This is a genomic window from Paraburkholderia sp. MM6662-R1, assembly GCF_050436245.1.
Taxonomy (GTDB): Bacteria; Pseudomonadota; Gammaproteobacteria; order Burkholderiales; family Burkholderiaceae; genus Paraburkholderia; species Paraburkholderia tuberum.
The window spans coordinates 1,445,234-1,459,542 of record NZ_JBNDLV010000003.1 but is presented as its reverse complement, the minus strand read 5'-3'; the positions used below and the strand labels follow the sequence as shown (position 1 = coordinate 1,459,542).

8 protein-coding genes and 2 pseudogenes are annotated in these 14,309 nt (G+C 59.8%); 4 read left to right on the top strand and 6 right to left on the bottom strand.

From position 1 onward, the window contains the following. Positions 1-75: 75 nt before the first annotated feature. The 5 genes and pseudogenes from OKW39_RS29680 to OKW39_RS29660 form a co-directional block, all read right to left on the bottom strand. A pseudogene (locus OKW39_RS29680) lies at positions 76-1,497 on the bottom strand (basic amino acid/polyamine antiporter). A gap of 527 nt (positions 1,498-2,024) precedes the next feature. After that, positions 2,025-3,370 (bottom strand): annotated as a pseudogene (locus OKW39_RS29675) (ATP-binding protein). Next, a complete protein-coding gene (locus OKW39_RS29670; RefSeq protein WP_429332601.1) occupies positions 3,367-4,107 on the bottom strand; it encodes a response regulator in 741 nt (246 codons plus the stop codon). Before OKW39_RS29670 ends, OKW39_RS29675 begins: the two are co-directional and overlap by 4 nt. Positions 4,108-4,114: 7 nt before the next feature. Further along, on the bottom strand, positions 4,115-4,237 hold the full coding sequence (locus tag OKW39_RS29665) for a hypothetical protein (RefSeq protein ID WP_260332763.1): 123 nt from the start codon (positions 4,235-4,237) through the stop codon (positions 4,115-4,117). Next, the gene (locus OKW39_RS29660) at positions 4,234-4,605 is read right to left on the bottom strand and encodes a GFA family protein (RefSeq protein ID WP_429564249.1); all 372 of its coding nucleotides are present in this window, start codon (positions 4,603-4,605) and stop codon (positions 4,234-4,236) included. Before OKW39_RS29660 ends, OKW39_RS29665 begins: the two co-directional genes overlap by 4 nt. Before the next feature lie 559 nt (positions 4,606-5,164). On the opposite strand from OKW39_RS29660, the gene OKW39_RS29655 reads away from it, so the two are divergent. Then, positions 5,165-6,208, top strand: a complete 1,044-nt coding sequence (locus OKW39_RS29655; protein ID WP_176078826.1) for a patatin-like phospholipase family protein — start codon at positions 5,165-5,167, stop codon at positions 6,206-6,208. Between the two features lie 2 nt (positions 6,209-6,210). Continuing rightward, complete coding sequence (locus OKW39_RS29650; protein WP_090810670.1) at positions 6,211-7,707, top strand: GntP family permease; 1,497 nt, start codon at positions 6,211-6,213, stop codon at positions 7,705-7,707. Between the two features lie 56 nt (positions 7,708-7,763). Here the strand turns inward: OKW39_RS29650 and OKW39_RS29645 are convergent, their stop codons facing one another. Then, positions 7,764-9,167: a replication initiation protein gene (locus tag OKW39_RS29645; protein WP_167368809.1), complete on the bottom strand. Its 1,404-nt coding sequence runs from the start codon at positions 9,165-9,167 to the stop codon at positions 7,764-7,766. Positions 9,168-10,211: 1,044 nt separating this feature from the next. Between OKW39_RS29645 and OKW39_RS29640 the strand changes: the two genes are divergently transcribed. Together OKW39_RS29640 and OKW39_RS29635 are read left to right on the top strand one after the other, a co-directional pair. Continuing rightward, the gene (locus tag OKW39_RS29640; protein WP_167368785.1) at positions 10,212-11,423 is read left to right on the top strand and encodes a ParA family protein; all 1,212 of its coding nucleotides are present in this window, start codon (positions 10,212-10,214) and stop codon (positions 11,421-11,423) included. Further along, positions 11,420-12,394 (top strand): ParB/RepB/Spo0J family partition protein, encoded by a 975-nt coding sequence (locus tag OKW39_RS29635; RefSeq protein WP_184023618.1) that lies wholly within the window; start codon positions 11,420-11,422, stop codon positions 12,392-12,394. The genes OKW39_RS29640 and OKW39_RS29635 overlap by 4 nt, the downstream gene beginning before the upstream one ends. Positions 12,395-14,309 lie beyond the last annotated feature (1,915 nt).

The following is a 14,309-nucleotide window of genomic DNA, read 5'->3' as shown; positions in this document are numbered from 1 at the left end:
TCGCGTCCGTGTTCGCCATGATGATCTCCTGAATGCCAATGTTGGCCCGCTCTGTTCAATCGGATTTCATTAAAGCTAAATCGCGATCCTTCCGGTTACGAGGCCATAGATGCCGATGATCGCGCCAATGATCGCAACGATAAAAATGATCCAGTCGGAAACGATGAAGACATTCTTGTTCTGCTCGCGCCGAGCCCAGATATAAAGCGCCGTTCCTGGCGCATACAGCACGGCGGAAAGCAGAATGAATTTCAGGCCACCCGCCCAGATCATGAAGACCGTATAGATCGAGGCGATTGCGGCCATGATGAAGTCACGCCGGCGCTCGTCGGCGCGCACGTCGTAACCGTCGCCGCGATTCGCGTTCATGCAGCCGAACGCCGCAACGAAGAGGTACGGAATCAACGACATCGCGCTCGTCAGATTCAGCATCAGCGCGAACGCATCGCGCGAGAAGTAGGTGCTGATGACGAGCAGCTGCACCACGATGTTGGTCAGCCACAATGCATTGGCAGGTACCTTGTTGGCGTTTTCCCTCGCGAATACGGCGGGCATGTCTTCGGTCTTTGCCGCCGTGAACAACACTTCGGCGCAAATCAGCTACCAGGCGAGATAAGCGCCCAGTACCGAAATCAGCAAACCTATGCTGACGAAAACCGCGCCCCAATGACCGACCACCGCTTCGAGCACCGCCGCCATCGACGGCTGCCGCATGGCCGCGATGTCGGCGCGCTGAAGCACTGCGTAAGGCAGCATCGTCACGAGCACCATCAGCGAGGTCACGACGACGAAGCCGAGAATCGTCGACTGGCCGACATCGGAGCGCTTCTTCGCATAACGGGAATAAACGCTCGCCCCTTCGATACCGATGAACACGAACACCGTGACCAGCATCGTGGCCCGCACCTGCTCGAGGATATTGCCTTCGAGTCCTCCGCCGTAGAGGTTGGCCTGGAACAGGTCCAACCGGAAGCCGAAGATCAGGATCACGATGAACACCAGAATCGGAATGATCTTGGCGATCGTGACGATACTGTTGATGAAGGCCGCCTGCTGCACGCCCTGCAGGATCATGAAATGAAATAGCCAGATGCCGATCGATGCAACGACGATCGCAACGACCGTATTGCCGTCGCCGAACACGGGAAAAAACGCGCCGAGTGTCGACTTGATCAGCACCCAGTAAGAAACGTTGCCGATACAGCTACCGATCCAATAGCCAAATGCGGAGAGAAAGCCCGGATAGTCGCCAAAGCCCGCTTTCGCATACGCAAACACGCCGGCGTCCAGTTCGGGCTTGCGTTCCGCCAGCGCCTGAAACACGCGCGCCAGCATATACATGCCCGTGCCCGCAATCAGCCAGGCAATCACGGCGCCCACCGGACCGGTGGCATTGGCAAAAGTGCGCGGCAGGGAAAAGATCCCGGCTCCGACCATGCCGCCCACCACCATCCCGGTGAGTTGCATTTTTGACATCTTTTGTGGAGTGGACGCCATTCGGATTCCTTTTAGTTACCTTTTTAACAAGGATCTTTAATCAGATTCGAACGAAACGTGTCTCTCGGCCAATCTTGCTGTTGATCAGCCGCGCTACTCTGCAACCACCACACGAAAAGAATGGTCTGTCCATTGGCGTTTGTCAATTTATCGAAGACAAGGTAACGGACTGTGGCTCGCTATGCGATCGAATCCATCGATGCTGCGTTGCCGAATCTGGTTGAATTTGCGAATTAACCATTCACCACGCATCTGAATCGCTCGCATCGATAAGTCGCTTTGAATATCGATGATTTAACAATGATGCGACCTGCCGCATCACCGCCGCGGTTTTCTCAAATGATGGGGAATCGCTGAAGCGAGCTGAACCGGTGATCGTTCAGAACTACTGAGAAGCACCAGAACCACGGCTCGAAATGGCGCGCGGGGGTCATTAAGAGTCCAAACCCAATGACGATTTCATAATGGCGGGCTTTGTGAATTTTTCTGACGGAATCGTCTGCGTGTCCGCGCCGCAAGAGGTCCAACTATGACTCGCGCAACTTCCTCAACGTCAGCCGCGCTTCGAGACCGCCGCCGACGCGCGGTTGTGCAGCGTGAGCGTCGCATCCATCGCGAGCGCGAGTTGCCGCGCGATCGCGAGCCCCAGCCCCGTGCCGCCCGTTTGACGATTGCGCGACCCTTCGAGCCGCACGAACGGCTCGAACACCGTCTCCAGCGACTCGACCGGAATGCCGGGACCGCGATCGAGCACCGACACGGTAGCCTCGCCATCGTGCAACGCCCCGATATCGATTTGCGCGGCGCCGCCGTACCTCAGCGCGTTATCGACCAGATTGCCAACGATTCGCTTCAACGCCTGCGGACGCATCGTCAGCGACTGGCCGAAGTGGCCCTGCAGTGACACTTGCTGACCCGCGTCGACGTAATCGCACACCAGGCTGTCGAACAGTGCATCGGGATCGATGCGGCGCGGCACCTCGGTCGTGCCATGCATCGTGCGCGCATAGGTGACCCCTTCCTTGACCAGCGCCTCCATTTCCTGCAGATCCTGGCGCAGCTTTGCGGCCTCGCTGTCGTTGTCCATCGTGTCGACACGCAGACGCATGCGCGTGATCGGCGTCTGCAAATCATGCGAAATCGCCGCGAGAATCTGCATGCGCTCGGTCATGTACGTGGCGATCCGGTCCTGCATCGCGTTGAACGCGCGCGCGGCGCGCGCCACTTCGGACGGACCGGCTTCGCGCAGACGCGCGGCCTTCAGGTCGGGGCCGAGCGTGTCGGCCGCGACTGCGAGCTGATTGAGCGGGCGCGTCGCGAGCCGTACCGCCAGCCAGCAGCAGGCCGCGAGCACGAGCAGTTGCAGCGTCAGCACGAGCGGCAGCCAGCGCGACAACGGGGCGCCGGGCATCGGCCGCAGGTCGATGGTGAGCGGCGTGCCGTCGCTCAGTTTCAGGTGCACCTGCAGACGCTCGCGATCGCCCGGCACTGCGTTGACGGTCAACGGATAACGCGTGCCGATGCCATCGCCGATCGACTGCGCGACGCGCGCCGACAGGCTCGCGTCGACCGGGGTGCCTGGCACGCCCGGGCCGAGCACGAACTCATAGCTGCGCCGCGCGAGCCGCGGCAGCCACTGGGCGCGCTCGTCGGGCGGCAGATGATCGAGCAGCGCGACCGAGCTCGCCACCTCGCGCTCGATGTAGCCCATCATGATGTTGGTCATCGTCTGGTCGCGCTCGGTCATCGTGAGCCAGAACGACAGCGCCTGCGCGAGCGCGAGCCCGACGAACAAAATCACCGCGAGCCGCGCGAACAGCGTGCGCGGCCAATGCGGCCAGCGCAGCAACGACGGTGATGGAGATGCGCTCATTGCGGATCTCCGATCGCGGTCACGGCCGCTGAAAACACATAGCCCTCGCTGCGCAGCGTCTTGATGTAGCGCGGCTCGCGCGCGCCGTCCCGCAGGCGTTGACGCAGGCGGCTCACCATCAGATCGATCGAGCGGTCGAACGGATCGGCCTGGCGTCCCTGGGTGAGGTTCAGCAACTGATCGCGCGTGAGCACGCGCTGCGGATGATCGAGAAACACACGCAACAGACGGTACTCCGCGCCGCTCAACGCCACCTCGGTTCCGTCCGCGTCGAGCAGATGGCGCGCGGTCGTGTCGAGCCGCCAGTCGCCGAAGCACAGCATCGGCGCCGACTCCGTCACCTCCATGCCGGGCGGCAGCATGCGCGCGCGGCGCAGCACCGAACGGATTCGCGCGAGCAACTCGCGTGCGGCGAACGGTTTGGTCAGGTAATCGTCGGCGCCCATTTCGAGGCCGACGATCCGGTCCGCTTCCTCGCTGCGCGCCGTCAGCATCAGGATCGGCACAGTGCGGAACTTGCCCGCGCGCAACTCACGGCACAGCAGGAGGCCGTCTTCGCCGGGCAGCATCAGGTCGAGCACGATCAGGTCGGGCGCGCCGTTCTCGAGCGCGGCGCGCATCTGGCGGCCATTGGCCGCGAGCGAGACACGCACGCCGTTTTTCTCGAGGTATCCCGCGAGCAGTTCACGGATACCGCGATCGTCATCGACGATCAGTACGTGGTCGGAGGTTTCCATCGACGGATTATCTGCTGCGGCGTTTGAGTTGCACGCCGCTCGACTGGATCAATGAACACTGCAACGGATGCGCGAGTTCGGCCGCGAAGCCGCCCGCCACGAACACAGCGATGGCAAACAGGCGTTTCATGCGTCCTCCAGCACGGAAAGACTCGCGCCATCGGCCACGCCGGCTTCGAGCGCGTAAGGATCGACCCCGTCGAGGCAGCCAATATTGACGCGCCATTGCTGCGGATCCTTGCGCGTCTGATGAAAAGGATAGATGCCGCAATGCTTGCAGAAGTAGTGTTTCGCGACCTTCATGTTGAACTGGTATAGCGTCAGCGAATCCTCGCCACTCAGAATCTTCAACTGACTGGCGGGAAAGAGCGGTGTCATCAGCGCGCCCTTGCGGCGGCACAGGCTGCAGTTGCAACGACCAGCCGGAACGATTTCGGTGCGAACTTCGAACTTGACGGCCCCGCAGTGACAGGACCCTTGCAGCAACCCGGCGTTCATGATGCTCTCCGTGATTTGACGATGCCTGCTTTATAGCCCGGTTCATCAGTCGAATTATGTCGTAATGTATCCGGCGGCCGAGACGATACATTACATTGCAATACGCCGCGGCGATTAGCGCAAGGCGAAACAGCGAAGATATACACGCGAGTTAGCATTTAAGCGGCACGCGCAAACGGATAACGCAGATTGCATGATTGCCACCGCACTATCGCGCTCAACCGTGCAAAGATACTCCGGCTATCCATGATTATGTGAGCGGCTTATGTAAGCGGCGCGCCGGCCGGCCTCCCTACACGCTGTTTTTGACCTCGGCGTGACCAGCAAGCGGGCGATGACGGCCACGAGCCGGTTGCTCGCAAGCTCTGTGAATCAAGTTGAATACGCTTGACTTTTAGTCACCGGCCACTTCCAATACCAATGGTGCAGTGCGATGTTTCGCCTTTGAAACACGCCTCACCTCATTCGGTAGTTCACAGCATTGGCCAGCAGTTCATTCGTCCGCCGTGCATGCGGCGTCAGCTCGCGAAATGGAGCACTCCTCACTACCGGAGTCGTCTTGGCTGCAACAAAAAACCAACCCACCCACCGCGAACCCGCCCTTATCGACCTCGCATTGCAAGGCGGCGGATCGCACGGTGCTTTTACATGGGGCGTCCTCGACCGTTTGCTCGAAGAGTCGTGGCTGCGGATCGAAGGAATATCGGGTACGTCGGCTGGCGCGATGAACGCCGCGGTGCTGGTGAGCGGCTATCAGGCAGACGGCGCGGCCGGCGCGCGCGCCGCGCTCGAAGCCTTCTGGCGGCGAGTGTTCGAAGCATCGGTGTACAGCCCGTTTCGCCGAACCCCGTTCGACGTGTTGATGGGCCGCTGGACGCTCGACTACTCGCCGCTCTTCATCGCGATGGACCTCGCGGCGCGCGTGTTTTCTCCCTACGACCTGAACCCGCGCGGCGTACATCCGCTGGCGAAGATTCTGCAGGACTCGATAGATTTCGCGCATCTGCGCGACGCGCCGATCAAGCTGTTCATCACCGCGACGCGCGTGCGCACGGGCCAGGCGCGTGTGTTTCGCAATGCCGACCTGACGCCTGACGTGCTGCTCGCCTCCGGCTGCCTGCCCACGCTGTTCCAGGCCGTGCAGATCGACGGTGAAGACTACTGGGACGGCGGCTATGCCGGTAATCCGACCATGACGCCGCTGGTACGCGAATGCACGTCGAGCGACACGCTGCTGATCCAGGTCAATCCCGTCGTGCGGGACGAAACTCCGCGCACCGCGCGCGACATCATCAGTCGCCTGAACGAAGTTGCCTTCAACGCGCCACTGCTGAAAGAGCTGCGCATGATCGCGCTGCTGCGCCGCGCGGCGGACCCCGGCAGCGACGAAGGCCGCCATTGGGCGGCGATGCGCATCCATCGGATCGCGAGCGAGCTGATGACCGAACTCGGCTACTCGTCGAAGCTGAACGCCGAGTGGAGCTTTCTGACGATGCTGCGCGACGAAGGCCGGCGTGCCGCCGACGCGTTCCTCGCCGAGCACGGCGATTCGATCGGCGTGCGCTCCTCGCTGGATCTCGACGCGTTGCTCGACGGAGTCTGACCATGGAAGTCATCACCCTGTCACCGCTCGCGATCGGTCTAGGGCTTTTCGGCATGCTCGCGAGTCTCGCGCTGCTGATCGGCTTCGCGTACCGCGGCTGGACCGTGCTGCTGCTCGCGCCGTTCGCCGCGATGCTGGCCGCCGCGATTTCGGGCGAACCGATTCTCGCGCATTGGACCCAGACCTTCATGCTCAGCGCCGCGCGCTTTCTCGCGCAGTTCTTTCCGTTGTTCCTGCTCGGCGCGCTGTTCGGCAAGCTGATGGAAGACAGCGGCTCCGTGAAGGCGATCGCCAGTTACATGACGGAGAAGCTTGGCGCGCATCGGGCGATTCTCGCGGTCGTGATCGGTGGCGCACTCGTCACCTATGGCGGCGTCAGCCTCTTCGTGGCGTTCTTCGTGCTCGCGCCGATGGCCACCGCCCTCTTCCAGGCCGCCAATATTCCGCGCCGTCTGATGCCGGCCGCGATCGCGCTCGGCACGTCGACGTTCACGATGTCCGCGCTGCCCGGCACACCGGCTATCCAGAACGCGATCCCGATGCCGTTCTTTGGTACGACGCCGTTTGCGGCGCCTGGGCTTGGCATCATCGCGAGTATCGTGATGGTGGTGTTCGGGCTCTGGTGGTTGTCCTTGCAGCAATCGCGCGCGAAGGCGGCCAATGAAGGATTCGACGGACTCGAGGCGGCGGTGAAATCCACCGGGGCGCCGGCCAGCGACAACCTCGTGCGCGAGCGCGCAAGCGTATCGCAGAGTTTCGATCCGGAGGAAGCGAAGCGCGGGCATGTCAGCGAGAGTCTGCCCTCGTTCGGCGTCGCGCTCACGCCGCTCGTGCTCGTCGTGCTGACGAACTTCGTGATGAACGTGATCGTGCTGCCGCGCATCGACGCCGACTATCTGGCCGAGGTCCGTTGGGGCGAGACGTCGCTTGCGGCGGTCGGCGGTGTGTGGGGCGTGTGCGTGGCGCTCACCGTCGCGATCGTCGTGCTCGTGCTGCTCAATCGGCATCGCCTGCCAGCGCTGCGCGAGACGATCGATGCGGGCGCGAATGCATCGGTGCTGCCGGTGCTCAGCGTCGGCAGTCTGGTCGGCTATGGCGCGGTGATCGCCGCGCTGCCAGCGTTCGCGCTCGTGCGCGAATGGGTGCTGGGTATCGGCGGTGGTCCGCTCGTATCGCTCGCGGTCGCCACCAATCTGCTCGCGGCGCTGACCGGCTCGGCCTCGGGCGGTCTCACCATTGCGCTCGACGCGCTCGGCAGCACCTATCTGCAACTGGCTGCGCAATACGGCATCGACCCGGCGCTGCTGCATCGGGTCGCCGTGATTTCCTCAGGCACACTCGACAGCCTGCCGCATAACGGCGCGGTCGTGACGCTGCTTGCCGTGTGTGGGTCGAACCACCGCGAAAGCTATCGCGACATCGTGATAGTCGGGATTCTCGGCGCGTTACTCGCGCTGGTGGTGGTGATCGTGCTGGGCTCGCTGTTCGGGTCGTTCTGAGCGTTCTGAGCGTCTGAAGTAGCAAGGGCTGCTTTGCAGCCGATTTCCGGCTCACTTCACGCCGCCGCGCGCGCCGCATTCATCCGGCCGAACACGAACTGCCCCAGATACCAGACCAGCTCGGTATTCGCGAAAATCGCATCTTCGGTGACCGTCGACGGTTCGAGCTTCATCCGACGCAGCATCAGCTTGCCTTCGCGCGACGTCGTCCACGCATGCATCAGTTCCTTGCGCGTCTTCGCATCGGCGGCGTTGAAATGGTCGCGGCCCTTGCGCGAATCCTCGTTCATGCGCGCGCGCACTTCTTCTTCCCGCGTCGCGATGCTGTGGGCCACGGTCTTTCTCGTTTCGGTCTTGACCGCCTGTTCCTGCGTTTCGTCGGCGAGCAGTTTGGCCTGTACGTCGACCATCGTGCGCTCGGCGTCGGAGATCTTCCAGTTGTCGCGTAGCGCGCGCATCAGGTAGCCCGCGGGGCTCTTCTTGACCTGGCCGCGCTTGACCCTGAAGCGCGTGTATTCGACGGCCTGCTGGATACGTTCGTCGGTCCAGAGTTCGCGGTTCTCCGAAATCTCGCTGAACTGCTTGGTCGAGAGCCCGAATTCGTCGGTGAGAATCTTGTACAGATGGCTCGCGTCGGCGAGGCTCGCGAGTACCGCGTCGGCTGTGTCCTTGCGCTTTAGCAGGAAGCGGATGCGGTCGATTTTCTTCGACGTCGTGGATGCAGTCCGCGTCTCATAGGACATCTCGACGTCCGACACTTCGTTGATCTCGCGCACCGCCGGCTCGAGCCAATCGCGCTTGAAGTATTTGAAGATGGCGGCATTCGCGCCCATTTTGCCGGGCCAGTTGCGCATTTCCTCGAGCTGGATCCAGTCGGTGCGTCCCGCGGGCACGTTGGGCAAAACTTTGTCGTAGATCGCGCGCGCTAGACTGCGCGTGAACGCGGTGGAAATGCGCAAGCTCAGCCAATGCGATTTCTGCGGATCGCGGATATGCGGCACCAGCCGCGGATGGACGTCAAAACGCATACGTCCGCGATGAAAACCGACCATACCGATCAACTGAACCTGCACCCACAGATCGTTTTCGTTGGGATCGCGGTCCGCGGGCGTATTCGTCACGCGGACTTTCGCGTTCTGAGCTTCGTCGGCGATCGTGCGCAAGTGCTTCAGGTTGCGGCTGTCGTAACGCATCAGCCACTTGAAGTAGTTGAGTTCGACGTCGTACTGATCGCGCTGCTCGGGCTCCTGTGCGACGATGAAGTACGCGGCATCGAGAAAGCGCCGCGCCGGCAGCCCCATATTGACGATTTCGGTGAAGAAATCGTTGCGCTGATAACCGATCTCGCGATTGGCCTCGTTGATGCGCAATCCCTGATCGAACATGTCTTCGAACAGCGCGAGCGCCATCTGGCGTGACGTCGCTTTCGACCTGCCCTCTTCCGGATTGTCCGCGGCCATGTTCTTCATCCACTTTTTCGCTCCCGGGACTGTAAGCATGCGGTGGTGAGCTGTCAACACACAGAACCTCACCATCAAACGACCGCAACGGAGGCCGTTTCGGTGTCCCTTCCGCGTTTCGGCACACAGAACCTCACCATGTTCACAAAGAACCTCACCTTGCGGGCGGGCGTTCGCGCGGCAAGGCCTTGTGCGACGGCCCTTTCAACCTCGTTCCCAGTCGCTGCACAACCCACCTCACCTTCGTGATTTGACGCAGTGGCAAACACATCGAACCGCACCTTGGCGGGGAATCGGTCTCACCTTGCTGCACAACCAACCGCACCTCTGAGCACAGCGAACCTCACCTTCGACACAACGCACCTCACCTTTTGGAACTTAAGTGCTTGAATGGATTGAATAGTGCTTGGTTGCGTTGGTTTGTGGGTTCGTTCTCGGTTTTAAAAAAACCTACTAACCCAGCACACAAATAAATGCGGCTGAAGATTGCGCGATGCAGCATGGTGAGGTTGATTGTGCGAAACGTTGACCGGGTTTGGAAGAGCTGTTGCCAAGGTGAGGTTGGTTGTGCTGCTACGGTGATTGGCAACCCTTGACGATGAGCTGAACCTCTGGCTGACGGCCTGGCGCCGGTGTATCGCCGCTTCTGTGGGTGAGGTTGATTGTGCATTTGGGTTCTAGGCGCGGGGAGCACTCGCAGGGAGGTGGCGAAAATCTAACAATGGTGAGGTCGGTTGTGCAGAAGATCGCCGGACCGGTCTTTCAGGAAATGAGAAAGTGCACAAATGACCTCACCCAGTGCCTAAGTCTCGAGCAGGAGTGCCGACTCCGCTACCCAGATTGCGAAGAAAGGTGAGGTCATTTGTGCCTTCGAGGACGCAGTGTTTCGAGGCTCGTTTAGTTTCCACGGCGATTCCGCAACCGAAAACGGTCTGGAAATACAGAAATTTGCAGAAAATCCGCATAAAAACAGTAATTTAAAAAGCTATTTTCAAGTATTTCCTGTATTCTGAGGTTTCTGGAATTTTATGGAAAAACCTCAGAATGGTCAGAACGAGCCAACTTCCTGCCGTAGACCGAACCGTTCACTTTGAGCAGATCAGTGAGTTCGCAGAAAAAGTCACCATTTTCACTAATGAGCTGCGTGACACGATTCTGGCTCCGCGTCCTCGAAAAACGGCTCCCGTTTTCAAGACCGGCGAGATTGCCGAGATGTGCAACGTCTCACACTCGCAGGTTCAGTATCTCGCGACAAAAGGCGACGGAGAACTGCCTTCGGGCACGGCGGCAGGCACGGGCCGTACCCGGACCTTCACGCTGGAGGAGGCGCGGATCTGGGTACAAAAGATTTCCGACATCTACCAGACTCCACTGGTCACGCGCCTGAAGGAGCCAGACGGGAAGATCATTATCACCGCGCAGCTCAAAGGTGGCTCCGCCAAGACGACGACGACGATGTGCCTCGCCCAGGGGCTGTCGCTGCGGGGACGCAAAGTGTTGGTGGTTGATCTCGACCCGCAGGCGTCGCTTTCGGAACTGTGTGGACTGTACGCGGAAAAAGACGTGACGCCTGAAGACACAGTATTGCCGTACGTCTACGACCAGGACATCGAAGGTGGCCTCGAGGGGCGGGTCCAGTCGACGTACTGGGATGGCATCGACGTGATTCCTGCGCACACGGAACTGATTGGAGCAGAGTTCCATCTGCCGGCGATGCAAAAGATGCGACCGGGTTTTCGCTTCTGGACCGTGCTTCGTCAAGGGCTCGAGCCGCTGCGCAAGAAGTACGACTACATTCTCATGGACACGTCGCCGTCGCTGTCGTACCTCAATCTGAACGCGCTGATGGCCGCGGATGCCATGGTGATGCCGATGGTGCCGGAAAACCTGGACTTCATCAGCTCGCTGTCGTTCTGGCGACTTTTCTCGGACGTGTCCAAAAGCTTTATCAAATTCGAGACGGACAAGAAGTACGACTTCGTGTCGCTGGTGTTGTCGCGGGTCGATTATGGGCGGAACTCGTCGGCGCCGATCGTGCGCGCGTGGGCGCAAAGCGCGTACGAAAACTGGCTGCACTCGATCGAGGTACCGGCGAGCTCGGTGATGAGCACCGGGGCGTTGGCGTTCTCGACCGTCTTCGACATCAGCAGCAATCACAGCGCGGCCAAGTCGTTGCAACGCGTGCGGCAACCTCTCGTCGACTACTGTCGCTGGATCGACGAGATCTATTCGGAAAAATGGAGGAACGCGCAATGAGCAATATGCGAGAACAGTTGCTGGCCAAGACCTCGGGCATTCGCAAAACTTCGTCGATCAACGAGGACGAGGTGAAGCGCAGCAACCGCACGCAAACGGCGCCCGGCCTTGCCGGCGCGCTGGCCGTTGCGCAACTTCGCGTGCAGGAACTGGAATCGACTGGCGTCGCATCGCAACTGGCGGTTGCTGGCATCTTGCCGAACCCTTGGCAGCCGCGTCGCGTGTTCAACGAAGCAAAATTAGCCGAGCTCGCGGAGTCGATCCGCGAAGTTGGACTGATGCAGCCGATCGTGGTCCGTCGTGTCGCGGACGACTATCAGATCGTCGCCGGCGAACGACGCTGGCGTGCGCACAAAATGTTGGGGCTGGACACGATCAAGGCCGTGGTTGCGGATTGCTCCGACTCGGATATGGCCGTGCTCGCAATGGTCGAAAACATTAGCCGCGACGACCTTGCTGACTATGAAATAGGCGTGGCGATTCGTCGATCGGAAACAGAGTTCCCGAATCGCAAGCGACTGGCGGAAGCGATGGGATTGTCGCGGGCAGGTCTGTATCAGTTCTTGTCGTTCGACAATCTGCCGGACTTCATCAAGAAAGATCTCGATATTCAACCGCGACTATTGGGCGGGACTGCGGCGCAAGCAATTGCAGCGGCTATCAAAAAGCATGGCGAGGATGGCGTTAAAGCCGCTCGCGAAATTTGGCCTCTGTTGGTGAGAGGCGAAATGGATCAGGGCAAGGTCGCGGCGGGAATCACCGCCCTGGCGACCCGGCAGACGACGTCGGGTGGTACCAGCGGACGCAGCATCGAGAAATTTTTCGCGGGACGAGAGCACGCTGGGAGCATCACCAAGGATGTGAGTAACTTCACGATCAAGATCAAGACCGGAGTGATCACCGAGGCGCAAGAAGTTCAGATACGACAGTTGATCGGACAGATGTTCCAATCGCAGCCGAAGACGAGCTAATCGGTGGTTCGGTTGTAGTGTTAAAAGGCCCGCTTAGTGCGGGCTTTTTTTTGGGTCAATCAAATCGGTCCACCTCGAAGAGTGTCTAGAGTCTAGACACTCACCCCGCAGCCCTACCTTTGCGCCATCCGGTGTCTAGACTCTAGACATTCTTGACGACGCACCCCCGATGCCGATGAAAGCGTGCCGCGTCCGCGCGAACGCACATCCTTTGCGCCTTGCACGACCCGTGGAGCGATTCACGCAGTATTGCGTTCGCAGCGATCTCGCAGGCGCCTGCGGCGGGTCAGCCGCTCGCCATGAGCGAGACAGCCAATGACTGGGGATTTCTGATGCATCCATTGAGCCGGGCTCGGCTGCTTCGTTGACGGTCGCATTACCCGGAGCACATACAAAATCGCACGGGCGACATATGACGGACGGGATGGAGCGCCTGCCCTCTGTCCTATAAACGGAAACTCTATTCCGGCAGGCCATCCACGGTCATTCTCAACCCAACGCCGCATCACGCGTTTCCCCGAGACGACTCGACTCCGCTATCGTCGGTTCCAATCTTCTCAATGAGAAAGGCCGCGGCCCTTAGTGCGCGACGTGCATTGCACATGGTTGTCCATGAACAGCTGTGTTTATGATGGCGCTGTCGGCCGCAGCAAACGTCGGCGAAGATCGTCGACGTCCCGCAAGAATGCTTCACTCTCCCGGTGTACCTCAGGCAATGAACGCGCGCAGCGTTGAGGCCACCGCTTATCGACCGCAAAGTCGGCAGTCGTTCTGCCGGAAAAGCTGTTCCGTACGATTAGCAATGAAAGCGGCACGAACAAACGCGCAAAGGAAGGGCTGTGAATGGGGCTTGCCTCAGCGAACAGACGACATGCGTCAAGATCCGGCGGGAGCCAGTTATTACTGGAACGTCGCGTTAAGGGACCCCGAATCATGTATCGCGCGTTCTCTCAAACGATGCATCGCCGTTTCGCAAACGGTGTTCGCCACGGCGCAAGCTTGTCCTCAAATCAGATCCTGTTGCTGATCCAGCGTCTCGATCGACGACCAGAAAGTCAATCGCGAACGCCTGCCGGCCGCGATGAATTGGTCGTAATCGCGTTAAACCAACGTCCCACCGTCGTCAAGAGAGGACACTCTAAAGGTAGTTGATGTCGGTCGTCACGCCTACCGATCTACCCACCCGCCGGGGAGACACCCAGATAGAAGTATTCGAAGGGATGCATCGCAACCGCGCCGATCATTTTTGGGCAAGCATCGGAGTAGTGAGTGACTCGACCGCAACGAATGATCTCCGTCCGATCGTATGTCACGCCACCCGGATGGGCCTGCGTCAGACCACTCGTTCAGCGCGAAATCAACATCGCTGCTCCCAGATCATCCGCAAGAAATCTGTCGGACGATGGACGGCAGGATAGGTGAGGGCAAGCGCGGAAATCTCGCGAACGTAAAGAGTCTCTCCCGGCCCGCCCTGTGATAAAGACGATCGCGCATCGGCAATGCGAGCGACTGTCAGTCGCCACGCGTGTGGCCAACTTGAACTTCAGCAGATGCAGCGGTCGCGCATCGGCGACCTAACAATATACGGGGACTGAACATACCGCCAACTTTCGCGAACTAAATATCGAAAAATGAGTGACCCTTAGCCAATACGAGCGAGAATTTTCGATTCTTCGGCCAATCTCGCCAACCGACACGGCGTGAAACATTGCGAAACGTCTTCTATGCGTGTCAACCTATTGTTTTAAAAGACTTTTTTCACCAATGCACGCCATTGTTTCACGCCAATCAGTCAAATTGGTGCACGATACCCCATCACTCCCGCCAAACGACGACAACGCGCAAGAATGAACACACGTGCCCCGCCAATCCGTAACGTTCAATACGTAATTTGTAGCGAAAGAATTTCGAGCGG